14 protein-coding genes are annotated in these 25,884 nt (G+C 55.0%); 10 read left to right on the forward strand and 4 right to left on the reverse strand.

Going from position 1 to position 25,884, the window contains the following annotated elements; translation table 11 throughout:
• The first annotated feature begins 75 nt into the window (after window positions 1-75).
• Both ACY1JZ_RS06200 and ACY1JZ_RS06205 read left to right on the forward strand, forming a co-directional pair.
• Window positions 76-543, forward strand: coding sequence for a MarR family winged helix-turn-helix transcriptional regulator (locus tag ACY1JZ_RS06200; RefSeq protein WP_462628513.1), 468 nt, complete (start codon window positions 76-78; stop codon window positions 541-543).
• The gene (locus ACY1JZ_RS06205; RefSeq protein ID WP_462628514.1) at window positions 540-3,731 is read left to right on the forward strand and encodes an MMPL family transporter; all 3,192 of its coding nucleotides are present in this window, start codon (window positions 540-542) and stop codon (window positions 3,729-3,731) included. Before ACY1JZ_RS06200 ends, ACY1JZ_RS06205 begins: the two co-directional genes overlap by 4 nt.
• 213 nt (window positions 3,732-3,944) lie before the next feature.
• On the opposite strand, the gene ACY1JZ_RS06210 is transcribed toward ACY1JZ_RS06205, so the two are convergent.
• Window positions 3,945-5,261, reverse strand: coding sequence for a deoxyguanosinetriphosphate triphosphohydrolase family protein (locus tag ACY1JZ_RS06210; protein ID WP_270166551.1), 1,317 nt, complete (start codon window positions 5,259-5,261; stop codon window positions 3,945-3,947).
• A 13-nt stretch (window positions 5,262-5,274) separates the two neighbouring features.
• Window positions 5,275-7,572: an ATP-binding protein gene (locus ACY1JZ_RS06215; RefSeq protein WP_270166550.1), complete on the reverse strand. Its 2,298-nt coding sequence runs from the start codon at window positions 7,570-7,572 to the stop codon at window positions 5,275-5,277.
• A 296-nt stretch (window positions 7,573-7,868) separates the two neighbouring features.
• On the opposite strand from ACY1JZ_RS06215, the gene ACY1JZ_RS06220 reads away from it, so the two are divergent.
• Together ACY1JZ_RS06220 and cls are read left to right on the forward strand one after the other, a co-directional pair.
• Window positions 7,869-9,080, forward strand: coding sequence for a foldase protein PrsA (locus ACY1JZ_RS06220; protein ID WP_270166549.1), 1,212 nt, complete (start codon window positions 7,869-7,871; stop codon window positions 9,078-9,080).
• A 267-nt stretch (window positions 9,081-9,347) separates the two neighbouring features.
• Window positions 9,348-10,787, forward strand: a complete 1,440-nt coding sequence (gene cls / locus ACY1JZ_RS06225; protein ID WP_270166548.1) for a cardiolipin synthase — start codon at window positions 9,348-9,350, stop codon at window positions 10,785-10,787.
• 370 nt (window positions 10,788-11,157) lie between these two features.
• On the opposite strand, the gene ACY1JZ_RS06230 is transcribed toward cls, so the two are convergent.
• Window positions 11,158-11,517: a LapA family protein gene (locus ACY1JZ_RS06230; protein WP_270166547.1), complete on the reverse strand. Its 360-nt coding sequence runs from the start codon at window positions 11,515-11,517 to the stop codon at window positions 11,158-11,160.
• A gap of 151 nt (window positions 11,518-11,668) precedes the next feature.
• On the opposite strand from ACY1JZ_RS06230, the gene ACY1JZ_RS06235 reads away from it, so the two are divergent.
• On the forward strand, window positions 11,669-13,018 hold the full coding sequence (locus ACY1JZ_RS06235; RefSeq protein ID WP_270166546.1) for a sodium-dependent transporter: 1,350 nt from the start codon (window positions 11,669-11,671) through the stop codon (window positions 13,016-13,018).
• Window positions 13,019-13,255: 237 nt separating this feature from the next.
• Here the strand turns inward: ACY1JZ_RS06235 and ACY1JZ_RS06240 are convergent, their stop codons facing one another.
• Window positions 13,256-13,960 (reverse strand): hypothetical protein, encoded by a 705-nt coding sequence (locus tag ACY1JZ_RS06240; protein ID WP_462628515.1) that lies wholly within the window; start codon window positions 13,958-13,960, stop codon window positions 13,256-13,258.
• A gap of 253 nt (window positions 13,961-14,213) precedes the next feature.
• On the opposite strand from ACY1JZ_RS06240, the gene ACY1JZ_RS06245 reads away from it, so the two are divergent.
• From ACY1JZ_RS06245 to ACY1JZ_RS06265, 5 genes are all read left to right on the forward strand, one after another.
• Window positions 14,214-15,872: a glutamine--tRNA ligase/YqeY domain fusion protein gene (locus ACY1JZ_RS06245; RefSeq protein WP_270166544.1), complete on the forward strand. Its 1,659-nt coding sequence runs from the start codon at window positions 14,214-14,216 to the stop codon at window positions 15,870-15,872.
• Between the two features lie 210 nt (window positions 15,873-16,082).
• Window positions 16,083-21,146, forward strand: coding sequence for an AAA family ATPase (locus ACY1JZ_RS06250; protein ID WP_462628516.1), 5,064 nt, complete (start codon window positions 16,083-16,085; stop codon window positions 21,144-21,146).
• Window positions 21,136-21,804 carry a response regulator transcription factor gene (locus ACY1JZ_RS06255; protein WP_270166542.1) on the forward strand — a complete coding sequence of 223 codons (669 nt, stop codon included), beginning with the start codon at window positions 21,136-21,138 and terminating at the stop codon, window positions 21,802-21,804. Before ACY1JZ_RS06250 ends, ACY1JZ_RS06255 begins: the two co-directional genes overlap by 11 nt.
• A gap of 814 nt (window positions 21,805-22,618) precedes the next feature.
• Window positions 22,619-23,404 carry a tyrosine-protein phosphatase gene (locus tag ACY1JZ_RS06260; RefSeq protein WP_462628517.1) on the forward strand — a complete coding sequence of 262 codons (786 nt, stop codon included), beginning with the start codon at window positions 22,619-22,621 and terminating at the stop codon, window positions 23,402-23,404.
• A gap of 101 nt (window positions 23,405-23,505) precedes the next feature.
• Window positions 23,506-25,869, forward strand: coding sequence for an S-layer homology domain-containing protein (locus ACY1JZ_RS06265; RefSeq protein WP_462628518.1), 2,364 nt, complete (start codon window positions 23,506-23,508; stop codon window positions 25,867-25,869).
• The last annotated feature ends 15 nt before the right edge of the window (window positions 25,870-25,884 follow it).

Consider the following 25,884-nt stretch of genomic DNA (forward strand, 5'->3'; position numbering starts at 1 on the left):
ATGTGATGCCGCGTCGGCTGTCAGGCGTTGTCTTACGAGGCAGAGGCACGGACAAGGAGGGGGAGGTGCAGAGCATTGGTCGATCAATCCATGCTGCCGGATATTATCCGGCGATATGAGACGACGATGTTCATTGTGAACCGCAGGGTGAATGCTTTTATTCGGGAGCTGATCCCTGTGGAGCTGACAATTGACCAATTTTCTATGCTCCGCAAAATTAATGCAAAGGGCAGCGTAACCTCGTCGGAGCTGGCGGAATGGTTCTGTGTAGGCAAGAGCTCGATCACGGCCATCATAACCCGGTTGGCTGATAAGGGGCTGCTGCAACGGAGACCGGACAGTAAGGATCGCAGGGTGACGCACCTGGAGCTGACCGGGGAGGGGAAGGAGCTTACAGAGACGCTCGATCAGAAGATCCAGGAGATGCTCGGGATGTACCTGCAGCATTTTGAATTAGAAGAGGCCATGCAATTTATGTATTTGTTTGAGAAGCTGGGTCGGGTGCTCAGTGAACCTCCAGAGGGGAGCGGTAACGCTACATGAAGATGATATTGAAGTTTAAATGGCTCATTCTGGTGCTGTGGCTGGTCGGAGCAGTGGGACTGTTCCTCGGTGCGCCCAACATGGAGCAGCTTGTGCGGGACAAAGGGCAGATCGGAGTTCCAGATGGATATACATCCTCCAAGGCGGATGAATTGCTGATTCAGCTCCAGAATGGCAGCGAGGAGGCGTCGAAGTCAGAGTCGGCGGTACTTGCTTTTCATAACGAGCAGGGACTGACGGAGAAGGATCTGGCAGAGATCCGGCAAGGGGTAGAAGCACTCGACCGCGATAAGGCTAAATACGGCATCACATCAGTGATGAGCCATTTCCTTACGCCTGAGCTGGAAGAGCAGATGAAGGCCGAGGATGGCAAGACGGTGCTGACGCTCATCAGTATCGTGCCGGACGGACGCACGCCGGGCGAGATGAGGGATGTGCTGTATGAGGCGACGGAGAGTATCGGCGTCGACCATTTTTTTACCGGAAACTGGCTTATTATGGAGGATGTAGTACAAAGCTCTCAGGAAGGGCTGCGTAAGACGGAGATCATTACGCTGGTGTTCATTCTCGGTATTCTGTTCATCGTCTTCCGCTCTGCGATTGCCCCGCTCATTCCGCTCGTTACGGTCGGGCTGAGCTACGTGGTGTCACAGTCGATTGTTGCTTTCCTGGTGCATTATTTTGATTTCCCATTATCCAATTTTACACAGATATTCATGGTTGCCGTTCTCTTCGGGATCGGGACGGACTATTGCATTCTGTTGATCAGCCGTTTCAAGGAGGAGCTGGCGCATAGCAATGACCGCACAGAGGCTGTGCTTGCCACATATCGCACGGCAGGCAAGACGGTATTCTATTCCGGGCTAGCGGTGTTGGTCGGCTTCTGCTCGATCAGCTTCTCTCAATTCATGCTGTACCGCTCAGCGGTCGCTGTCGCAGTGGGAGTCGCCGTCATGATGATCGCTCTGGTGACGGTAGTGCCATTCTTTATGGCTGTGATGGGCAAGGCGATCTTCTGGCCGCAGCGAGGCTCTCTGGAGCATAAGCAGAGCGCGGTGTGGGGGGCTGTTGGCTCCTTCTCGCTGAAGCGTCCGCTGCGCGCGCTGATTATTCTGGCGGTGCTGATCGTTCCGTTCCTGGTGTCGTACAAGGGAGTGGTATCGTTCAATTCGCTGGATGAGCTGGGTAATAAGTATAATTCGGTCAAGGCGTTCGAGATTATCTCTGACAGCTTCGGCCCTGGCGACACTCTCCCATCTACCGTAGTGGTTAAGGTGGATCAGCCGCTCGACAGCTCTGAAGGTCTGGCTGCGGTAGAGCAGATCAGTCGGGAGCTGGCCAAGGTGGACGGTGTGAAGGCTGTTCGCAGCGCCACTCGCCCTACAGGCGAGGCGCTGGAGGATTTCGAGGTCGGCAAGCAGGTGGAGACACTCGGCGAGGGACTGGGCGAAGGCGGAGACGGCCTGAACAAGATCGGCGACGGTCTGGCCGATGCCAGCAAGGCGTTAAGTGATAATGCGCCGAAGCTGGATGAGGCTGTCGATGGTACAGCGCAGCTAATCAATGGCACGAATAAGCTGAAGTCGGGCGTCGTTCAGCTCGGTGACGGCCTGAAGCAGATCGAGAAGGGGCTGCGCGACGGCTCCGCGGGAGCGGGCGAGCTGAAGGCCGGGCTGGAGCAGGCCAAGGCAAGCGCCGACCAGCTCGCGCAGGCATCGAAGTCGCTGCTGGATGGCTATCGCCAGATGAGCGGCGGTGTCAGTCAACTGTCCGCGGGCTACGCGGATGTGGCGGAGAAGCAGGGTCAGCTTGCGGCTCAATTGGGCGGCACACTGGAGCGCTTGGGCGCGCTCGGTGAGGCGCATCCCGAGCTGAAGGAGGATGCGATATTCGGCGAGCTGCAGCAATCGCTAGCGATCTCGAAGGCAACGGCTGAGGGGATCGGCCAAGGGCTGACACAGTTGAATACGCAGTTGGCAGGCATAGGCGGTGGGATGGAGCAGGCCAATGGCGGCCTGAGTCAGGCCATCTCCGGTCAGGAGCAACTGGCTGACGGGCTGGGTCAGCTTGCGGAGGGAATCGGCAAGCTGCAGGCAGGCGTTCAGCAAGCAGCCGATGGGCAAGGGCAGATTATTAAGAAGCTTCCAGAGCTGTCAGGTGGCTTTGAGCAGTTGGCGAGTGGTCAGAAGGAGCTGCAGAACGGCTTCGCAGATATTAATGGACAGCTATCCAAGCTGACGGATGGTCTCAATCAGAGCGTCGACGGCTTGACACAGGTATCGGACGGCTTGCAATCCGCCCAGACCTATCTGAATGAGCTGTCCGGTGTATCGAACCGTCAGATGACAGGCTGGTTCCTGCCGGAAGAGGCACTCGACAAGAAGGAATTCCAATCGGCGCTTGATGTGTATATGTCCGAGGATCGCAAGCTGGCGAAATTCGAGGTGGTCTTCGAAGGCAATCCGTATGCGACAGAGACGCTGGAGAAGACACCATTGCTGCAGGAAGCAGCAGCACGGGCGATTAAGGGCACAGCCTTTGAACAGGCAGAGCTGGCGGTAGGCGGTGTATCCAGCACGAACAACGACTTGAAAAATATCTCGGCTGCGGACTATTCCCGCACGGCGATCTTCATGCTGGCAGGCATTCTGCTTATTCTGATCATCTTGTTCCGTTCGTTTGTTATTCCGGTGTATCTGGTCGCATCGCTGCTGCTGACGTATTACACGTCGCTCGCGATGACAGAGGTGATTTTCGTCCGTATTCTGGGCTACTCGGGCGTAAGCTGGGCGGTGCCGTTCTTCGGCTTCGTCATGCTGATGGCGCTAGGTATTGACTACAGTATCTTCCTGATGGATCGGTTCAAGGAATACCGTAGCATGTCGCCGATGGAGGCGATCCTGCTCTCGATGAAGAACATGGGGACGGTCATTATGTCCGCTGCGCTCATCCTGGGTGGTACCTTCGCCGCGATGCTGCCGTCCGGCGTTATGTCGCTGCTCCAGATTGCAACACTCGTATTAAGTGGATTATTCTTGTATGCACTAGTGATGCTGCCGCTGTTCGTACCGGTCATGGTGCGCATGTTCGGGGAGGCCAACTGGTGGCCTTTCATGAAGCGCAGCGGCGAGACGGGCAACCACGTGGCTGGGCACACCAGCAGCAGGGGCGGCAACGTCTCCCATTGATACGACGATACGACATCGGTGAAGGCAAGAGCTGAAGGGAGCAAGGCGGAAGCCGATGCCTGGAAGAGATAAGCATTTATACATTCCAGATTGACGGCACAGCCAAAAGCGCGAGTGCGTCAGCATGCAGGGATCAAGTGAAATGATCCGCATGCTGGCCGCTCGCGCTTTTTTAACTGGTATCGAAGTAACGCCTGTGCTTGCTTGCCGTGCTCAGTCCTTCTCATAGATCGAGCCGGATATGCCTGAGAACAGCTCGGCATAGACCTTGTCTGCATAGGCATCGGTCATGCCGGAGATGTAGTCGGCAACGAAGCGGGCCCAGGGCCATTGCTGCTTGTGCTGCTCATAGTTATTGATCCAGTCCGGGGGGATGATGAGCCGCCCATAATCCGGATCGATGAAGCTGTCCCACAGCCTGCGGATGCGAATCTCGCTGCGCATCTGCAGTCGTTGCACGCGAAAATCCTTGATCAGCGTTACCCAGGCGAGCTTCTTCAACACCTCCATCGTCCGCAGCAGCTCATAATCCTTCTGTCCGTCACGGACAAAGGTGACGCGCTTCCAGTTGTGCGCCTGATCGTCGATGATGCCGACACCACCTGCGAAGATGCTGACCCAGCGCGCCTTCATCTCTTTGCGTGTGCGCGAGGAGTCGCGGTTGCAGGCGGCATAGACTTCCTCCCATTGCGCGTAATAGCTGGACAGCACGCTACGCACCATGGACGGGATGTCGACCTCATCCCAACAGACATCGCTGTTATGCTCATCTTGTGTAATCTCTTGCACGAGCAGCTCGACGACGCGATTGTCCTCGAAGAAGGCGCGATCCATGCGGATCTTGCCAGCGCGTATGCCATCCTCGATGTCATGCGTGGAATAAGCGATGTCGTCGCACAGATCCATCAGTTGGGTCTCCAGCGTGCCGCAGCCCTCAGGCATCTGCCACAGGTCGCGCAGCTCCTGGATGGCCGCCCATTCGGAGGTGTACAGTCCCTTGAGCATGCCAGGAACGCCCAGCGAGAACGGATATTTATTAATGGCCAGCAGCACGGCCGCCGTCAGATCGAGACCGCTGCCGCTGCCAGCGCGCTTCTCCAGAAACATCAGAATGCGGAAATTTTGCGCGTTGCCCTCATAGGGGATGCCGCTATGCTGCAGGAGCAGGCCGTTCAGTACGGCCTCTCCCTTGTGTCCGAACGGAGGGTGACCCAGATCATGCGCCAGCGCCGCGCACTCGACAACAGCCGATTCCATCATCAGTCCAGGGTGCTCCTTGCGGGAGAGAAATGGATAACGCTTGGTCAGACGACGGGCAACCTCGCGGGCGATCTGTGACACCTCAAGCGAATGGGTGAGTCGTGTCCGATAATAATCACCGGTTCCAGCGCCGAATACTTGAGATTTTCCTTGCAGCCGACGAAAGGCAGGGGACTGAATCATGCGCGCATAATCGCGTTCATATTCATCCCGTTCCTCGCTAAAGTTATGAATGGACGGCTCATCGAGCCGCAATGTTCGCAAATCCATCGGACAATCCTCCTTATAGGCCGAGTATAGGCTCACTGGCAGCAGCGGGCAATATCACCTCAACGGTTGTACCTTGCCCCAGCTCACTGTATACATTGAGTATTCCTTTGTGATGAGAAATAATCTGCTGACAGATCATAAGTCCCAGACCCGTGCCGTTGTCCTTGCGGGTGAAGAACGGTTCGCCGATATGCTGCAGATCCTCCTTGGCGATGCCCGCTCCCTCATCGTGGACGCGGACAATGACCATCCCTTCTTTATTTTGTTCCATCTCCATCGAAATGGTTCCTCCTCCGGGCATGGCCTCCATCGCATTCTTGAGCAGATTGACGAAGACTTGCTTCAGTTGATTCGGCTCCCCGGTTACCATCATGGGCGGGCCCTGCTCTGGAACCTGAATCTGAATTTTGTCGAGATTGGCCTGTCCGTCCAGCAGCATGACCAGATCGCTCAGCAGCTTGCGCAGATTGAACGTCTGAATAGAGATGACCTGCGGCTTGGCCAGGACGAGAAACTCGCTGACGATGAAGTTGATGCGATCCAGCTCTGCGAGCATAATATTAAGATGGCTCTCGCTAACAGTGCCCTTCGTCTTCTGCAACTGCACAAAGCCCCTCAGAGTGGTGAGCGGGTTGCGCACCTCATGCGCCACGCCTGCGGCAAGCTGACCGACGACGGACAGCTTCTCTGAACGAAGAATCATCTCCTCCGTCTGCTTGCGGTCCGTAATATTGCGGGAGATGGTAGCAATCGCGACAACCTCTTCGTTCTCATCCCGAATCGGCGAGATGGTGAGGCTAACATCCACATGGCCACCGGATTTGGTGATCCGCGCGGTCTCATAGTCCGTCACCGTCTCCCCTTCCATGATCCGACTGATCAGCGCCAGCTCCTCCTCTCGCATCACCTGTAGCTGCTCGGGCAGCAGTCCGCCCTCTACCTCCTTGATGTCCCAGCCGTAGATTTGCTGGAATGCCCGGTTCGCCTGAGTGATATTGCCCTCCAGATCGGAGACATGGATGGCGTCCGAGGTATGATTAATGAAGGATTCGAGGTATTCCTTGGTGCTGCGCAGCTCCTCGGCCGAATTCTTCAGCCGACTCATATACAATTGCAGATTGTCTGACATCAGATTCACTCTGGAGGCCAGCAGGCCGAATTCATCCTTGGCATCGCTCAGCTCGATGCGTGCGCCGAAATTGCCAGAGGAAATATCGTTCACCTTGGACATGATCTGGTACAGCGAGCGAATCAGAATACCGGATATAAAATAACTGCTAATCAGCGTAATCATCAGCAAGGAGAGAGAGATCAGCGTCTGCAGCAGCAACTGGTCATAGAGTGGCCGCTCAATCGCTTGCTGATCGAGCACAATATTGAATACATAAGGCTTGTCTTTTCCTTGAAAAGGAATGAAATACTTGGTCACCTGCTTGCCGTTAATCTCGGCTGTCTGCATCTGCAGCTCCCCGGTCTGAGCAGCCGCGTGAATGCTGTCAACATCGACGGCGGGGTCGGGGTTGACGTAGTGATTGCTGCCGAAGAGGACGGAGCGAACATCCAGATTGTGGACAATCCGACCTCGTTTCAAGCGAAGAATCGGGTCCTTGCCGGTGAATTCGGGGTCGAAGCCGTTAATCTCAAGGACGCTGTCATAGCCATGGATGAGTCTGGGGAGCGTATCGACTCTGAACCGCTCATTGAAGGAGAGCAAGGACTCGGCGCTGATGTAGGGATTGATGATGTAGTTGGTTGATCCATTGTAGTAGTAGCCCCATTTATTAATCTGGTCGGGATTCGAGGTCGCATAATTGTAGGGCCCGGACCAGAAGTTCAGCAGCTTCTGTCCCTGCGGGATCGTCACCTTCTGTTGCTCGAATAGCTGTGTGAAGGCGGTGTGCCAGTAGCCCCAGCTTCTGGAGCTTAGCCCCACTTCGTCCGGCTCGGATGATTTCTCGGATATGATGTCACTGCCATCCTTGCGCCAGAGCGTAATATCTTGAATATTAAGCTCCTGGCTAAGGCGTACCAGTTGTTCGTTGGTTACGTCGTCAATGTCGGAAGGAAGCTGCTGCAAGGCGGTCAGAGCTGCCATGCGCAGCATCTGACCCAGGGATTCCTCCATGCTCTGACGCGAGGATTCGGAGACTTCAAGGGCGATGCCAATCTGTTCGGCGATGGTCTGTGATTGTTGTCTGGCACTGGATATAAGCCCGTCCCTTGTCGTAAAATAAAAGATGGAGATATTCAGGAATAAGACGATCGCCACGACAAGCGTAATACAGATGGACAACTTCAGCTTAATGGACATGCCTGCACCTTCCTTATAAAATCTCGGCCATTGAGGGCTTCTATAGAAGTGTACACGTAATTAACGTTTCGCTGCAATTATTAAACTGAAGTTGCTAAATTCTGTATAGTTATCTCATGTGCCCCATTCGACTCACGATAGGGATGGATGGTTTGGCAGCAGGGAGAAGGAGGGCGCGGCGGGTGCTGTCCGGAGAGACGGGATAGATTTTTTATTTTGATTTAAGGTACAGTTTCTGTAAATCTGTTATAGTATTTAGAGAATTTGCAATAGCCAATGAGGGAAGGGGCAGAACAATGAAAGAGGAAGATAACAAGGTACCAGGTTCCTTGCAGGGCGGCGACGACCCGGCTAAGGACCATAGCAGCAACGATCAACATGAGGAGCGCCGCAACGCAGAAGAACAGAGAGAGAGCTTCGCGGAGCATGAACATGAGCATGATACAGATAGCAAGGATGGGAGAGGGGAATATAGCGAGCCGGTACAGGATGGCCTGCAGGAAGAGCAGCCAGCGGCATCCGCTGCCAAGCCGAACAAGGCTGCCGCAGTGTGGATGGGTGTGTCGTTCGTACTGCTCGTGCTGTTGATTGTGGTAGCGGTAACCGGGCCGCTCAGCGGGAAGGCTTCGAATGACGTGGTAGCGGTAGTCAATGGCGTGGAGATCAATAAGAATACATTGTATGATTCGATGGTGGAGGCAGGCGGAGCGAACGCCGTAGAGAACCTGATCACGGAGGAGCTGCTGCGTCAGGAGGCGGCGAAAGCAGGGATTACGGTTACCGATGCGGATGTGGACGCGGAATGGGCGAAGCTGGAGAAGCAATACGGCTCTAAGGAGCAACTGCTGAACCTGGCGTCACAGAGCGGCTTCACCGAACAGGCGCTGCGCAAGCAGATGTATCATCAGGTCGAGCTGCGCAAGCTGCTGGAGCCGACGATTGACGTGAGTGAGGATAAGGTGAAGGAGTTCTACGAAACGAACAAGCAATACATGACGACTCCACTGGAAGTGAAAGCATCGCATATCCTGGTGGCTACCGAGGATGAGGCGAAGGCTATCCTGCAGCAACTGAAGGACGGAGCGGACTTCGCGACGTTGGCGAAGGAGAAGTCGACGGATCCAGGGTCCAAGGATAATGGCGGCGATCTGGGCTTCTTCGGAACCGGCATGATGGTGCCAGAGTTCGAGCAGGCGGCATTTGCCCTGAAGGTAGGCGAACTGAGCGAGATTGTGAAGACGCAACACGGTTACCATATTATTAAAGTAACGGAGCGCAAGGAAGAATCGACACCTACCTATGAAGAGAAGAAGGACGAGCTTACCGAGCAGCTTAAGGATCAGGAGGTCTACCAGAAGTCTGGTCAATGGCTGGAGGAGCTGAAGGCCAAATCGGCCATCGAGAATAGGCTCAAGGAAACGCCAGAGAAGAGCACGGAGAGCAATCCAAGCTCGGACGAGAAGAAGGACGAGGCGAAGACCGAGCAGGAGCCGGCGAAGACTGAATAAGGAGCCTCTTCCATTCGCGCAGGACGGTAGCTCGTCCTCGGGCGCAAGCTGCACGCGCCTAGTCATGCAGGGCGCCCGTGTCGGTGATGCGAAGCAGGAGTTGAAGCTAAGTATACAAAGCAGCATAAGAGCAAGCCTGTGGGGATGCCACAGTGCTTGCTCTTTTTGCTGCTGCAAGACGGCTGTGAATAATAATAGACTGGTATTTTTGCCGATTTTATAGATAATAGAGGTAGTATACAAGACAGAATGGGGGCTTGCTAAAGCATGCTGCAAAATGTGATCACGTTGTTATACGTGTTGAACTTCGTTCTTGCAGGCGTCGTTATTTTCTTGGAGCGGCGCAATGTTGCAGCGACTTGGGCATGGCTGCTGGTATTATCCTTTCTCCCCAGTGTCGGCTTCATCCTCTATCTCATCATCGGGCAGAATCTGAGCCGACGCAAAATCTACCGCATCAAGGAGGATCGCCTCAATTATGCGCGTACACTGCTGAAAAATCAGTTCCATATGCTGGAGCAGCGGAAAATCGAATTCAAGGACCCGGCAATCTCCGACTATCATGATCTCATTCTGATGCACCTGGTTAGCGGTCATTCGCTGTACACGCAGGATAACCGGATCGAGATATTTACGGATGGACAGAGCAAGTTTGATGCGTTGCTGGAGGATATTGAAAATGCGCGGGAGCACATTCATATGCTTTACTTTATTGTACGGGATGATGAGCTGGGGCGTCGGCTAATGAATGCGCTCGTCCGCAAAGCCCGCGAGGGGGTGGAGGTGCGGTTTCTGTTCGACCATGTCGGCTCGCGTCGTCTACAGCGCCGTTTCGTGCAGGAGCTGATCGATGCCGGAGGGCATGTGGCAGCCTTCTTCCCATCTCGCATCCCGCTGCTCAATCTGCGTCTGAATTACCGCAACCACCGCAAGCTGGTGATCATCGATAGTCAATATGGCTATATCGGCGGCTTTAACATCGGAGATGAGTATCTCGGCATCACCAAGCGCTTCGGCCCATGGCGCGACACGCATCTGAGGCTGGAGGGCGGGGCTGTACAGCAAATTCAGGTACAGTTCATCCTGGATTGGAATCTGGCGTCGACCGCGCAGATTCCGCTCGATCTGGAATATTTCCAGACGGCGGAAGGAAGCGGCTCCGTCGGGATGCAGATCGTATCCAGCGGCCCGGACTCTGTGCTGGAGCAGATCAAGAACGGGTACCTGAAGATGATCTATGCCGCCAAGGAGAGCATCTATTTGCAGACGCCGTATTTTGTCCCGGATGACAGTCTGCTGACTGCGCTCAAGCTGGCTGCGATCTCTGGTGTCGATGTCAAGATTATGATTCCGAACGAGCCGGATCACAAGCTGGTCTACTGGGCATCGTCGTTCTACCTGGGCGAGGTGCTGGAGAGCGGCGTGCAGGTGTATCTGTATAATAGCGGCTTCCTGCATGCCAAGACGATCGTGGTGGATGGGAAGATTGCTTCAGTCGGCACCGCCAATATTGACATCCGCAGCTTCAGGCTGAATTTTGAGATGAATGCCTTCATCTATGATACGGCGACGGCAACCAGGCTCAAGCAGATCTATGAGCGGGACATGCGCACGAGCACCGAGCTAACATTGGAGAATTATCAGAACCGTTCGCTGATGCTGAGATTCAAGGAGTCGCTTGCCAGGCTGTTATCTCCGATTCTATAGTGCTAATGTGGAGGTGTCATACGTAATAGGGATGACCTCTTATCTTAAAGATAAAGGTCATCCCTATCGTTCGTCATCGACATTATTCAATTGGGTGGATGCTCCTCCTCTCCCCTGATATTGAACGCGCTACTAGTTTCTTCTTGAGAAGATGCTGATACAGCAACCGATTAAACAATAACGGTGAACCGGTGTTGTGCGCTCCTTTCGTTTGGGGATGACTCTATTATACTCTGTTTGCGGAATAATGTAAATATTCAGACTATTTTATTTTTGCAGTGTTAATTTTATGAGCGGGTTCTCGTAATCGCCATGAGCCCAGCCAACTGACCGGGTTCATGGCTAGGCGTGTCTGACCGTGCCCAGTGCCCTACGGCTCCTTGTGAAGGGAGGTATCCTGAGCGCTCCTATTCGATGCTGAATCGGAAGGAGCCTCCTCGCCGAAGGCGCTGCTATACGACGCGCTGCCAGCAGGAGTGGCTGATTCCAGCTCGGCAATCCGCTTCTCCAGCAGCTTGATCGTGCGATACAGCTTGAGTTGGCGGAAGATGGCGAATAGAAAGACGGTCAGACCGCCAAGCAGTGTCGAGACCAGGATGACCAGAATTAACGGGGATTGGGTCTGGACGAAGCCGAGGTTGACTTGAACCTTGTCCACGTTAATGACGGCGAAGATGGCGGTGACGAGTGCAAACAGCAATGCGGAGATGACCATCCATTGTGTTCTCATGATAGACCCTCATTTCTACGGAGTGAGTTTGTGCTCATTATACACTATATATGTACCCGGTAGAAAATGAATGAGCGCAGGCGGCCATGGTAAATACTAATTCATCTACAGGATTCATTATGTATCTTTGTAAAGAACAGGAGCGTTGGGCATGAACGAACATCATACCAATCATAACCGCGCGGAGCGGTTCACGAATTATGGATTTATCCTTGCAGCGATCGGGAGCTCTGTAGGATTGGGGAATATATGGAAGTTCCCTTATGTTACCGGCAAATATGGCGGTGCGGCCTTTTTCCTGCTGTTCATCATCTGTCTTGTATTGATTGGCTTGCCAGTGCTGCTGGCAGAGATGACGATTGGACGAGCCGGGCGAGGCAATGCCTCGACCTCGCTGCTGCGGCTAAGCGGCAGCAAGACCTGGAGTCGACTGGGTCTGCTGGCTGTGGCTGGCCCGTTCATCATTCTCTCTTATTATGCCGTGGTCGCAGGCTGGACGCTTCATTATGCGATGCTCTCGTTCAGCGGCAAGCTGTTCAACGGCGAGAGCTACGGTGCGCGCTTCGAGGGCTTCATCGGTGGGTTCTCACCGCTAATCTGGCAGATCGTCGTTATGATCATTGTCGGCTACGTCATCGCCAGGGGAGTCGCCGGAGGCATCGAGCGCTATAATCGGATTCTCATTCCCGGCATGGTGATCCTGCTGCTCATGCTCGTCGTGCGCGTGCTGATGCTGGACGGGGCAGGGGAAGGTGTAGCCTTCTTCCTGGAGCCGGATTTCTCCAAGCTGTCGCCGCAGTCATTTCTCATTGCGCTGGGGCATGCGTTCTTCTCCCTGTCGCTGGGGATGGGCGTGCTGATGACCTATGGCGCCTATGTGGACAAGGAGCAGTCGCTGGGCACGGCTACGATTGCCATCGGTGTAGGCGATCTGCTGTATGCGCTGCTGGCGGGACTCATTATCTTCCCGACAACCTTCGCCTTCGGCTTGGAGCCGTCGCAAGGGCCGGGGCTGGTATTCGTCGCGCTCCCGGCGGCGTTCTCGGCGATGCCGCTGGGCGGCTTGTTCGGGGGCTTGTTCTTCGTGCTGCTGGCGATCGCTGCCATTACCTCGGCCTTCTCGATCCTGGAGGTGCCGGTAGCATGGGCGATGGATCGATACGGCTGGAGCCGTACAAAGTCCGCTGTTACTGTGAGCACATTGTGCTTCCTGCTCGGGGTGCCGTCCGTACTGTCCGTCGGCGGGGCAGTGGATGGATTGGACGTTGCGGGCAGGTCATTCTTTGATTGGATGGATTTTATCTCCGCGAATATCATATTGCCGCTGTGCGGCATGATCGTGACCTTGTTCGTCGGCTATGTGTGGAAGGGGGCGGCGGATGAGGCGGGCATTCATAAGGGGTGGCTGAAGCTGTGGCTGTTCATGCTGCGCTATGTGGTGCCGCTGCTCGTGCTGCTGGTGCTGTTATCCAGCACCGGCGTACTGTCGCTGGGTGAGTAATGTAGAGGTAGGCGGGTTGCCAGACATGAAGGCAGAGGGAAAATGCCTCCTGGGCGCGAGCTGCGCCCAGAGGCGGGACGGAGAGTCGGAGCGAAGGGCGGGGGAGCGGGTGAAGGCACTGGCCTAAGGCTCACGCGCTCGCTCCCCGCACTGCACGCAGCTCCCCGCACTGCACGCAGCTCCTCGCGCGAGGTGCAGTGCTGCAATGACGGCTGTCGACCGAACCGCAGTATCCGCTCAGCCTTCCTTCTTGAGCAGCTCCATCAGCACGACTACCTTGACGGCTTCGAATTCCTCCGAGGTCAGGCGCTCCATCAGGGTGTTCTTGATCTCCACCTTCTTCTGATCAGTCAGCCCTCCCTTGGCGGAATTCGCCAGGGTCTTCAGCTCGTCCATGGAGAATTTGCCTAGCAGCAGTTGCAGTGCTTCCTCCTTCGTCTTGACGGCCAGTCTGCTCTTGCCTTGCTCCTCTGACGCGGAGGACGGGTCGTCTGGCGCTGTGGTCGCCTGGCTTCCGTCTGCTGCGTCGGGCTTGACCGGCGGTGTCGTACCTTGAGTGACGGGGGTCGCCGGGACGGATGGGAGGTTCAGCTTGTCGATATATTCCTTGCCGAGCTCGTCGGCGTGGTCAAGAAGCAGTTGCTGAACGGCCGGGTCCTGCTTCATCCGCTCGATCTCCTCGGCATTGACGAACTGGTCGGAGAGCTGCTCGATCATCTTGTCCGAGGCGTAGCTCATGCCGAATTTGTAGCCGTTCCAGCCCAGGAGAGCTACGATGAGCAGGATGGTTGCTGTTCGTGTGAGGAGGAAGAGGCCGCGCCCAATCCGCCTGCGCTCTCCGTTTTCTCCAAATCGAATCCAGCGCGTGCCATCCTTGCTCTTGTACCATCTGATGCCGATCAGTCCGAGCGGCGTTCTGACTTTCTTGATTTTTTTGTCCATCGATTACACCTTACCTTGCAGAAATAATAGAATGGTCTTGCATGTTGGCTCCCTAGTGTTTATCGTACAAAACCTGTAAAAATATTATAGGCGGCTACCAGGGCGTGTCTTCTAGTTGAAACGTGCCATCGGTGATTTTTGTTGCACGGTTGTCATGAAAGCTTATATTCCACAGCAAAATTGTGTATTATAAGGAGATACAGGCATTTATATATCGGAGTTATCAAAGTATTGACGGGAAAGGTTGATTGCAGTGGAGAACAAGACATCGTCCTCAAATTTCATTAAAAGCATCGTCATCGATGATCTCAACAGCGGCAAGGTAAGCGAGATTGTAACCCGGTTCCCCCCGGAGCCCAATGGCTATCTTCATATTGGTCACGCCAAGTCGATCTGTCTGAATTTCGAGCTGGCTGATGAGTTCGGCGGCAAGACGAATCTGCGCTTCGATGATACGAACCCGCTCAAGGAAGAGACGGAATATGTGGAGTCGATCCAGGAGGATGTGCGCTGGCTCGGGTTTGAATGGGACAATCTGTGCTTTGCCTCGAATTATTTTGAGGAGATGTACGAGCGCGCGGTCAAGCTGATCGAGAAGGGGCTGGCTTATGTCTGCGACCTGAACGCCGAGCAGATTCGCGAGACGCGCGGCACGCTGACCCAGCCGGGGACGGACAGTCCGTACCGCAGCCGCAGCGTGGAGGAGAATCTGGAGCTGTTCCGCCGGATGCGCGCAGGAGAGTTCAAGGATGGCGAGAAGGTGCTGCGCGCCAAGATCGATATGGCGTCTCCGAATATTAATCTGCGCGACCCGGTACTGTATCGGATCGCACATGCCCATCATCACCGGACAGGCGATGCGTGGTGCATCTATCCAATGTACGACTATGCCCACCCGCTGGGAGATGCGATCGAGGGCGTGACGCATTCCATCTGTACACTGGAGTTCGAGGATCATCGCCCACTGTACGACTGGGTCATTGCGGCATGTGAGATGGAAGCGACGCCTAAGCAATACGAGTTCGCACGGTTGAATGTGACCAATACGGTCATGAGCAAGCGCAAGCTGAAGCAACTGGTGGACGAGCAGGCGGTGGACGGCTGGGATGATCCGCGGATGCCGACGATCTCCGGGCTGCGCCGCAAGGGGTATACGCCGGAGGCGCTGCGCGCGTTCTGCCGCGAGATTGGTGTGGCGAGGGCATTCAGCACGGTCGATGAGCGGATGCTGGAGCATTTTATCCGTGAGGATCTGAAGCTGAAGGCGAATCGCACGATGGCGGTGCTGCAGCCGCTCAAGGTGGTTATTACGAATTACCCGGAAGGACAGACCGAATGGCTGGAAGCAGAGAATAACTCGGAGAACGAGGAGCTGGGCAGCCGCCAGATTCCATTCTCCCGCGAGATCTATATTGAGCAGGACGACTTCATGGAGAATCCGCCGAGCAAATATTTCCGCCTGTTCCCTGGCAATGAGGTGCGTCTCAAGCATGCGTACTTCATCGTGTGCCAGGAGGTCATCAAGGATGAGTCCGGCCATGTGGTCGAGCTGCGCTGCACCTATGACCCGGAGACGAAGAGCGGGAGCGGGTTTACTGGCCGCAAGGTGAAGGGAACGATCCACTGGGTGGAGGCTTCGCAGGCAGTGCCTGCCGAATTCCGGCTGTATGAGCCGCTCATTACGGATGAGGCCGAGGAGGATGGCAAGCCGTTCATGGAGTGCATCAATCCGAACTCGCTGGAGGTGCTGCACGGCTTCGTGGAGCCGAATATGTCCAGTGTGAATGCTCATGACAAGTTCCAGTTCTTCCGTCATGGCTACTTCAATGTCGATCCGCGCTTTGCAGATGCGGGTCAGCTCGTATTCAACCGTATCGTATCTCTGAAGAGCTCCTTCAATCCGAAGGGATAACGGCTGATATAGCAGAGTGACGCTCTTGGAGGCGCCGCTCATGTTAAGCATAGAACCCCCTGTTTCGTCTGGATCGCCCTGTCGGCGTCTGGCGGCGCAGGGGGTTTTCTGATAGCGACAGAACGTGGCAATTCATATAAAATAAGAACATCAACAAATCATGCACGGATGCGCGGCATACAACTAATGCACAGTCAGAGGGGGAGGACAATGGAGCTGCCAGGGTATCAGTTGCTGGAACGGCTGGGGGATACCGGAGAGAATGTGCTGTACAGGATGCGGCAGCAAGGCAGTGGTCGCGCCGTCCTATGCATGACGACACGGGAGGAGCATCCTGGCGATGCGGCCAGAGCGCGCTATAAACAGGAGTATGAGTTATTGCAGCTCGCCGGGGGGCGGGGAGCTGTACGCCCGTTGGAGCTGACCGAGGACGATGGACGGCCGCTGCTGATGGTGGAGGACTTCGGAGGGGTGCCGCTAGCGCTGCTGCCAGGGCGCGGACTGCCCCATCTGCTTGAGGTGGCGATGCAGATCGCCCGATGTCTGGCGCAGGTGCACCGTCAGGGGATTGTACACCAGGCGGTAACGCCAGCGCATATACTGGTTCACCCCCGCACGAGGGAGGTGCGGCTGATCGGCTTTCAGTATGCATTCCTGACGGGGCAGGGGCATACGGCGCCTTCGGTTGCCAGGGGCGGCAGCCACCTGGTATACATTGCTCCCGAGCAGACGGGACGAACTACGATCCGCCCTGATACAAGGTCGGATATCTACAGTATGGGCGTCTGTCTGTATGAGTGGATTAGCGGCAGGCGGCCATTCGATACGGAGGATGCGCTGGAGCTCATCTATGCGCATCTGGCCGGCCAGCCGCAGCCGCTCGGCTCGGTGCAGGTAACGATACCCCAGCCGCTATCCGCTATTGTCCGGCAATGTATGGAGAAGGAGCCGCAACAAAGATACGCAAGCGCGCAGGCGGTCTATGAGGATCTCGCCCGCTGCCTGGAGCAGTTGCGCAGTGGAGGGGAGCTGTCGAACCTGGACGCGGCAGGTGAGACGGTGTCCGAGAATTGGTTCATTCCCAGTGTTCTCTATGGACGGGAGGAGGACAGTCGCAGGCTGCTGTGGATGCTGAATGAGGGTGCGGCTCTAGTGCTGGTGAACGGCCCAGCGGGAATCGGCAAGACGGCATTTGTTCGGGAGACGCTGCAGCGCAGAGGCGACGCGGCGCTAGTGATCAGCGGCAAATTCGAGCTGGATGCGACAGAGATTCCGTATTCTGCCTGGATACAGGCGGTGGAGGCGCTGGTGTCCTGGCTGCTGATGCAGCCAGAGTATGAGCTGGCCATGTGGCGCAAGCGAATCGAGCGGCAGATTGGCGGATATGAGCAACTGCTCATCAACTGGGCTCCGAAGCTGGGCATGATACTGAGCGGCGGTACGCTGCAATCGCTCCCGCCGATGGAGGAGAAGCAGAGGTTTCAGCAGATATTGTACGCATTTATTCAACTATTTGCCGACGGTTCAACTCGGCTCATCGTCTTCCTGGATGATCTGCAATGGGCGGACGAAGCGTCGCTGCTGCTGATCGAGCATCTGCTGGATGGGCGGGCAGATGGCTTGCAGATTATCGGGACATGCCGTCCACGTGAAGAGGCGGGAGCGGCCTGGCTATCCTGGAGTTCTGGACATAGCGAGCAAGACATGGGACTCGTGCAGCGGCAGCTTACCTTGGACCCGCTAGGCAAGGAGACCATAGCCCAGTGGCTTGCGTCTATGTTGGGCGGCGCGTCTTCCCGGCTGGAGGAGCTGGCAGAGCTGGCAGGGCTGATTGTGGACAAGACGGGGGGCAATCCGCTGCTCATCCATTCCTTCCTTCAGTATGCCTATGCACAGGGAGCGTTCCGTTATAGGCGACAGGCCAAGGTCTGGGATTGGGAGCTTAGGGCGCTAGCCAAAATGGATGACCCGCTCTACTCGACCACGGCTATGGCGGCTGACCGGATGGCGGTGCTCGGGTCGTCGGTGCTGGAGCTGCTCGCATGGGCGGCCCTGATCGGCCGCCGCTTCGAGCTCGGTATGCTCGTCCGGGCAGTAGGACGACCGCGCGAGGAGGTGCTGCTGCTGCTCATGGATGCGGTACGCCAAGGTGTGCTGCAGTATATCGAGGAAGGGGAGCAGATCGGCTTCATATTCCTCCATGACCGATTGCGCCAGGCTTGCCTGTCCCGTATCCCCGAGGGTGAGCTGACAGGCTATCATTACAGGCTGGGTCATCTGTGGAGGGAAGCCGGCGACCACGAAGCCTCACTGTTCGAGGCGCTCATCCACCTCAATCAGGCACGGGTGATGATCAGGGAGCGCAGCGAGCAGTTGGAGCTGGCGAGGATGAACTATCAGGCCGGACAACGGGCGATGCAATCCACTGCGTGGGCCGCGGCCCTTCGTTATATCTGCGAGGCAGCGAGCTTCGCTGGTGCAGCCGGGTGGGAGGATAGCAATGAGCTGACTTTTGAGATAAGCAGGCAGCGTGTGATCTGCGAATTTTTGTGTGGAGACCGCGAGAAGGCTTATGAGCTGTTCGAGCTGCTGCTGGTCCAGTCGCCCAGCGAGATGACCCGGGTCGACATCTATATTATGATGATTCGGCTGGAATCCAACTGCAGCAACCATACCAAGGCCATGGAGCTGGCAGAGGCGGCGCTGCGCCTGCTCGGCGTAAAGCTCCCTTCTGATCCGAGCCTGCTGCAGGTTGCGCAGCGCTGGATCAGAGTACAGTGGAGGATTAAGGCGCGCGGCGGAAGACGGTCGCTGTTGAAGCTGCCACAGATCGTGGACAAGAGAGTGCATGCGATACTGAACGTTCTGCATCATTCGAGCAATGCCAGGTTCTCGGTTGGAGGTCTGCACTGGTTCAATGCGATGCTGGAGATGATGTCGCTTACATTACGGTATGGTCAAGCGCCGGAGTCAGCCAATGCCTATATCGGCATGGCGCTGGTACATAATTCATTGACTCGCAATTATCGGGCCGCCTATGAGTGGGGGACGGTGGCGAAGGAGATCGGGAACAGCAAGGCAGAGGTCAGGGTCGTAGTGCTGAATACCTATGCACTCTGTGTGGATAGCTGGCTAGCCTTCGATCCCGGCTTCATGGAGGTCATGGTGCATAATGCCCAGCAGGCGGGCGTTGAGCCCTTCAGTCTATGGCAGGCGGAGCAGAGCGTGCTGTTTACGGTGGGAATGATGTTCCACCTCAGCCGCCCGTTGGGTGAAGCCTACAGTCTGCTTATCCAAAATGCGGGATTATTAATAGGAAGCCAGGATATGGAGCATTGGAAGCTTGGCGCTGTGATGTCGACCGCGCTGCGACGCTTGATTGGCAGGCAGGCGCAGGGCGACCCCTTTGTCCGGTTGGATACGCAGGCGCCGGAGTTCTTGTTGAACCAGGAAGGCAAGTTTATGCCGTCCATCGAGTGGGCGGTCTGTGCGTGCGGCAGTACGGTCTCCTATATTTTCGGCCAATATGAGGATGCATACAACTATGCGGTGCGTCTGATGAACATGGGGCAGGGAGACTATAATGAGAAGCCGAATCGTGTTACGGCCGGTCACGATATGTACCTTCATCTGGCGATGGCGGAGCTGTACCCGATCGTGACAGCATCCGAGCGCCGCTCCTTCATCGCCATCATGCGCAAGGAGCTGCAGATGATGAAGCGCAAGGCGGCACGCGCCCCGCGCACCACCCGTCATAAATATCTGATGATGGCAGCGGAGTATGCCCGAATTATCGGCAAGCCGCGCAGGGCAGACAGGCTCTATGAGCTGGCTTGCCAGTGCGCACGGGAGAACGGCTTCATTCATGATCTGGCGATTGCCTCGGAGAATGCGTGCCGTCACAATATCGATCAAGGACGAATGCACCTGGCCAGAGCTTATATTACGCAATCCTATCAGGCGTATACTCAGTGGGGCGCAGCGGAAAAAGCGTCGCAGATGGCGCAGCAGTACCGCCATCTGCTGTTCGTTGATCCGGTTGCTGCCTGGAACGGCATCGATTATCAGTCGGTGATGAATTCCGCGCAGGCCATCTCGGAGGAGATGCGTCTGGATCGTCTGCTCGTCCGCCTGATGCGCATCTTGATCGTCAATGCGGGCGCAGAGAAAGGCGCGCTCGTTATTGAGGACAAGGGTCGGCTGTATGTGGAGGCGCAGGCGGCCTCCGGCAGCGAGGTGCAGCTCGCCCGCCTTCCGTTGGAGGAGACGGAGCTGCCGCATGCGATCATCAGCTATGTATCCCGAACGAAAGAGCAGGTGGCACTCGATTATGCGTGTCGTGAGGGCATCTTCGTCAATGTGCCGTATATTCGGGACAACGGGGTGAAGTCGATGCTCTGCATTCCGATGATGAAGAATGACCGGTTAATCAGCGTGGTCTATCTGGAGAACAATCTGGCGGCCGGTGTATTCTCGCCGGAGCGGCTTGATGCGCTGAAGCTGCTGTGCGCGCAATGTGCGATCTCGATCGACAATGCCCAGTTGTACATGAGCTCGGAACGGCTGAAGCAGGTGCTGGAGGAACAGGTCAAGGAGCGCACCCATTCGCTGGAGCTATCGATCCGCGAGACGGCGGCTGCGCTAGCGGAGGCTTCGATTCAATTGGATCGCAATCGGATTGCCGCGGATGTCCATGACATCGTTGGTCATACCATTACCTCAACCCTGCTGCAGATCGAGGCGGCCAAGCGGCAGATGAGTCGGAAGCCGGAGGAGGCCAGAGACCGGCTCCAGGGCGTGCAGGATATGCTGCGTGACGGACTCAATGAGATTCGAGGTTCCATCCATATGCTGAAGGGGAGCCGAGAGGATAATCTGGTGCAGTCGCTGCAGCAGCTCATTGCAACGACAGAGCAGCATACCGGCATTATAGTGAACACCGAGATCGAGCCACTGATTCGAGTCGATCAGAGCTGTCAGCATGTATTGTATTACGCCTTGAAGGAGGGGCTGACCAATGGCATCCGCCATGGCGGCGCTACCTGGTTCTCCTTCACGCTGAGGCGGCTGGATGGCAAGCTGGAATTCATCCTGGAGGACAATGGTCATGGCGTAGAGCCGATCGTCTATGGTTTCGGCCTGAATGCGATGAAGGAGCGAGCCAACGGACTGGGCGGACGGCTGTCCATCGAGGTGCTGCCGGCACGGGGATGCCGTCTGAGTCTTCATATCCCGTATATTAATGAAAAGGAGCAGCCTAAACATGTCATCTAGTGAACGGCGGCGCTATCGCCTGGTGATTGCCGACGATCAGCTCCCTACGCGCGAGGGGCTGAAGCTGATATTGGAATCGGAGGAGGATATGGAGGTCATCGGTCTGGCCAAAAACGGGCTGGAGGCGTATGAGCAAGCATGTGCGCTTGCCCCGGATCTGGTGCTGATGGATGTGCAGATGCCATTGATGGATGGCTTGACTGCGCTGCAGAAGATCAAGCAGAGCTGCCCGCGCGTCCCCGTCATGATCCTGACGACCTTCATGGAGGATGAATATATTATCGAGGGCATGGCCAGCGGGGCAAGCGGCTATGTTCTGAAGGATATCGACGGGGATAAGCTGATCGCTGCGGTGCGCGATGCGGCAGCAGGACGGTTCCTGCTGCAAGGGGTTGTAGCGGAGAAGCTGGCTGTCAGGATGCGCGAGCTGGGGCGCAAGGCCGCTGCTGCCCCGGAGCCGAGATTGCCGCGGATGACGGAGCGCGAGGAGGAGGTGGCGAGTCTGCTGGTGAAGGGGATGAATAATCAGGAGATCGGTAGGCAGCTCTCCCTCTCGGATGGTACGGTTCGTAATTATATTAGCGTAATATACGGCAAGCTGGAGGTGACCAGCCGGGCGGAGGCGATCGTGAAGCTGATGCGGCTGGGGGAGCTGTAGCTTGTCATATGACAAAAGTATGACATTCTACACTAGTTCTTCCGCATCACTCCATCTATGATGAAATCAAGGAGTGATGCGCATGCCGTACTATTACTATCGGGAAATCAAGACACCGTTAATTTTGCTGGGCATCCGTTTCATGAGAGATGAGCAGGGCCAGCTATGGATTAAGTTTGGAAAAAGACCACGTAAATTATTGTCCAAAGGAAGCGCTGACATAGACTAAAGCATCCAGACCTATTCTGTCTCGAAGGTGGCTGTGGCGAGGCTGTGGGCAGGTCAGTGTATACGGTAGACAATGCTGCGAGGGTCGCCAGCACTCCTCCAGGAGGAACAGGTATAGAAGCCTGTCTGGCGCTCTTGCGCAGGGGCGCGTCCTTCGGCTCCCCTGAGGCTCTCCCTCTGGTTGGAGCTCTATTCGCTAGTAGCCCGGACGACTCTATGTATGCCACTAATACATAGGGTTTTTTATTTATAGATAGGAATAGGCAGCCCAACGAACAAAGGAAATCATAAGATTCTGTGAACGATTAGGTAATTTATAGATAGTAAGTGCTTTCATTTGATATAGTGTTATCGTAATTTCCCCAAAAATGTGTCAACTTGTGACCAAGAGGGTAAAAAGAGTTGAGTTTTGCTATTTAAAGGGGTACGATTAAAGCAGAGTTTTTCCAGCATGCTGCTTGAGAGAACGCGTCTGTACGGCTGATCGGACTGAACGTCCGCTCAGCGTTGACGAGTGCCCGTAATAGCAATATGCCCGATAGGATGCTGGTATAATCCATATCGGTGATAGAAAGGGAACACAGTTATGATCGATATTCACAGTCATATCCTGCCGGGGGTGGACGATGGAGCGGCAGATTGGGAGGAGACGCTGGCGCTTGCACGGGCAGCGGCTTCGGATGGGATTAGGACAATCGTCGCAACTCCTCATCATGCCAATCCTAAGTATTGGAATTATGCCTCGGAGGTTAAGGAGCTTACTGCTCAGGTCAATGAGCGGCTGACCGCCGAAGGGATCGAATTGACAGTGCTGCCCGGACAGGAGATTCGGGTGTACGATGAGCTGCTGGAGGCCTGGTCGCGAGGAGAGCTGCTGACACTCGGCGGCTCCGACTGTGTGTTGCTGGAGATGCCCTCTTCCTCGATTCCCAAGGGTATGGCAGAGCTGATCCATGAGCTAAGGATATTAGGCCTGCGCACCATCATCGCTCATCCCGAACGCAACCGCGAGGTTGCAAGCGATCCTAGCTTGCTTGCGGAGCTGGTGGATGCAGGGGCTTACGGACAGGTGACGACGCATTCTCTGCTAGGTGGATTTGGTCGTCAGATTGAGAGAGTTGCGTGGCAGTTATGTCAAAAAGGACTCATCCATGTCGTTTCTTCGGATGCTCATCATATCGAGCGGCGCAACTTTCGGCTGCGAGAAGCGTATGAGAAGGTTGAGAGGGAATTGGGAATATCCTGGAGAGTGTACTTTGAACGTAACGCAGAACAATTGATTAGTGGTCATCCCCTGGAAAATATGCCGGAAGTTAAAGTTAAAGAAACTCTTAAGATTTGGCGAAAGATTTCCAATATTTTCCGACACTAATTGACGCATTTGTAGCGACCATGCTAGAATCTTGAGGGGAGATACATAATTCGGGATGTTTAGGCAACAATTTCTAAAATACTGAACGAGGTGAGAGATTAGTGACATTCAAGAAGAAGTTGGTAGTTTCGACGATTGCGGCGAGTATGGCAATGACTGCATTTGCAGGGATTCCTCTCAGCACCAAAGGGCTGGCTGAGAAGATTGGTATTGTTCAGGTGGCTGAAGCTGCTACATTTAGTAACCCGACATTTGTATCCAAGGTGAACAAGATTCATGCTGCACTGGAGAAGAATGAGAGTGGACAAGCTTCGGTGAGAGCGGTAAGAGATTTTATCGCAAGCGATGAGTTCACATTTGCAAGCTATGGCAACATTATTGATCCTGTATGGAGCAAGATTTCCTCCGGGCAACAGCTTGGTGCTAACGATAAAATAAAGTTGTTTGACATCTTCAAGGCCGTGTTCAGCCTGACTTATGATCCGACGTTCTCGGAGCTTGAGGCGCTGAAGGAAGAGCATGAGGATTTCCTGAAAGGTCTGGCTGAGAAGGTTGATGTAGACGGCTTGACCGTTAACGACCTGGTGGACTTTGGTCTGCTGGTTGAGAAGACAATTAGCAGCGAACTGACAGCTAAATCGACTATAGAACTGGGCCTGATCCTGAAAAACGAACATAACGAGCGCAATGATCTGCTTAAAGGCGTGCTGGCCAAGGTTCGTGCCAACACAACGAACAAGTTCAGCCTGGTGCTTCAAGGCTGGGATAAGAATGATGGCTCTGCAAATGATGTGACAACAGATGACTTGCTGGATGTCTACAACAGCTTCGTAGCGGCTCTGAACGCTGACGATGTTAATTTCGAGGCAGCAGCGAAGGCGTTGACGCTCGCATACATTCGCGCTGAGGGTACAGGCAGTGTAAGCAACACGGCAGCATCGTTTAGCGTGTTTGGCAAAAACATTACCTCCCTGCTGCAATGGGAATCCTCGAATACGGATATTGTGATCGATAATACGGCTGAAAACAGAGGCAAGGTAACAATCAAGGCTCCAGCTACTACAACAATCAAAGCCACATTGTCGGGTGTAGTTGTATTTGAGAAGAGTGTAACGCTAGGCAATTCCTATCCATCCAGTGGCGGCTTTGTCGGCGGTGGAATCAGCGCTCCGGCTGACCAGGCTGTTCAGGATCTGAACAATCTGAAGTCCCAGATCGCTAATGCAACAGGCGCCGACAAGGATGCCCTGGTACAGAAGGCTGTCGACACGGCTGTGAAGGCGCTGAATGAGACCCTGCTCTTCAAGGCTTCGAGCAAGGTGACTGTGAGCGAAGGCACTGCGAAGCTGGTATTGAACAAGTCCGATCTGAACGCGCTGACCTCCGGCACGAAGAAGGTAGTGGACAAGCTGAAGGAGATCGCTCCTGGCGCAGAGGCTCAACTGCCTGTACTGGAAGCAACGGTTGATTTTGGTACAGTGACAGCGGCTGGTGCAACGATCGAGCTGTCGGCCGATCTGGTTAAGGAGCTTGCTGCAGTTGGTATTTCTGCGGTCAATACGGTCGTATCTGGCTTTAAGGCGAAGCTGCCAACTGCGAGCGGGTTCGCGAACGGTGTTGGATTTACAGTGAAGAAGAGCGAAGCAGCAACAGATCTGACGACGTTGCCGGTTGCCTCTGATGTATACGATTTTGAATTGAAGCTTGGTGGACAAGTGACTTCTGTACTGCCAGCTCCAATTCAGATTACGGTTCCTGTCAAGAACACAACGGGTCTGGACGCTGATCTGCTGACGCTGGCCAAAATTATCGAGGGCAAACTGCAATTTGTGGGCGGCAAGGTTTCAGGTGGTGTAATCACTGAGACTCGCCATAAGTTCTCGTCCTATGTGGTTGTTGAGAATAAGGTTTCCTTCGGTGATACGTCGAGCGTACAATCCTGGGCAGGACGTCAGATTCAAGTGCTTGCTGCCAAGGGTATCATCAACGGCAAGAAAGACGGCGTATTTGCACCACAGGATAATGTAACTCGTGCAGAATTCGCGAAGATGCTGATCGAAGCGCTGGATCTGGATAGCGAGACAGCAACGAACAAGTTCAGCGATGTGAAGGCTGGCGACTGGTTCGCTCCTTATGTTGCGGCTGCAGCAGAGAAGGGCATTATCAACGGACGCACGGCAACAACATTCGTTCCGAATGCTACAATTACCCGTGCAGAGATGGCTACGATGGTCGCTCGCGCATTGAAAGCAACAGCGGGCTTGAAGGATGTTGAAGATGTGAAGGCTGCTCTGGCTGGTTTCTCCGATGCTTCATCTGTTCATGCTACACTTGAAGCAGGTGTCGCTCTGGCTTCGAGCAAAGAGCTGATCATCGGGTCGAACGGCAAGTTCCGTCCGAACGATACAGCTAATCGTGCTGAGGCAGCAGTCATTATCTATCGCGCATTCAATTACACTGAATAATCCATCTGCCCTTAG

The sequence above is a fragment of the Paenibacillus sp. J5 genome, from assembly GCF_054955055.1.

Bases quoted from the DNA above. Each gene is read 5' to 3' on its own strand.
- ACY1JZ_RS06205 (WP_462628514.1), top strand. From the start codon at position 540: ATGAAGATGATATTGAAGTTTAAATGGCTCATTCTGGTGCTGTGGCTG.
- ACY1JZ_RS06210 (WP_270166551.1), bottom strand. From the start codon at position 5,261: ATGGATTTGCGAACATTGCGGCTCGATGAGCCGTCCATTCATAACTTT.
- ACY1JZ_RS06215 (WP_270166550.1), bottom strand. From the start codon at position 7,572: ATGTCCATTAAGCTGAAGTTGTCCATCTGTATTACGCTTGTCGTGGCG.
- ACY1JZ_RS06220 (WP_270166549.1), top strand. From the start codon at position 7,869: ATGAAAGAGGAAGATAACAAGGTACCAGGTTCCTTGCAGGGCGGCGAC.
- cls (WP_270166548.1), top strand. From the start codon at position 9,348: ATGCTGCAAAATGTGATCACGTTGTTATACGTGTTGAACTTCGTTCTT.
- ACY1JZ_RS06230 (WP_270166547.1), bottom strand. From the start codon at position 11,517: ATGAGAACACAATGGATGGTCATCTCCGCATTGCTGTTTGCACTCGTC.
- ACY1JZ_RS06235 (WP_270166546.1), top strand. From the start codon at position 11,669: ATGAACGAACATCATACCAATCATAACCGCGCGGAGCGGTTCACGAAT.
- ACY1JZ_RS06240 (WP_462628515.1), bottom strand. From the start codon at position 13,960: ATGGACAAAAAAATCAAGAAAGTCAGAACGCCGCTCGGACTGATCGGC.
- ACY1JZ_RS06250 (WP_462628516.1), top strand. From the start codon at position 16,083: ATGGAGCTGCCAGGGTATCAGTTGCTGGAACGGCTGGGGGATACCGGA.
- ACY1JZ_RS06255 (WP_270166542.1), top strand. From the start codon at position 21,136: ATGTCATCTAGTGAACGGCGGCGCTATCGCCTGGTGATTGCCGACGAT.
- ACY1JZ_RS06260 (WP_462628517.1), top strand. From the start codon at position 22,619: ATGATCGATATTCACAGTCATATCCTGCCGGGGGTGGACGATGGAGCG.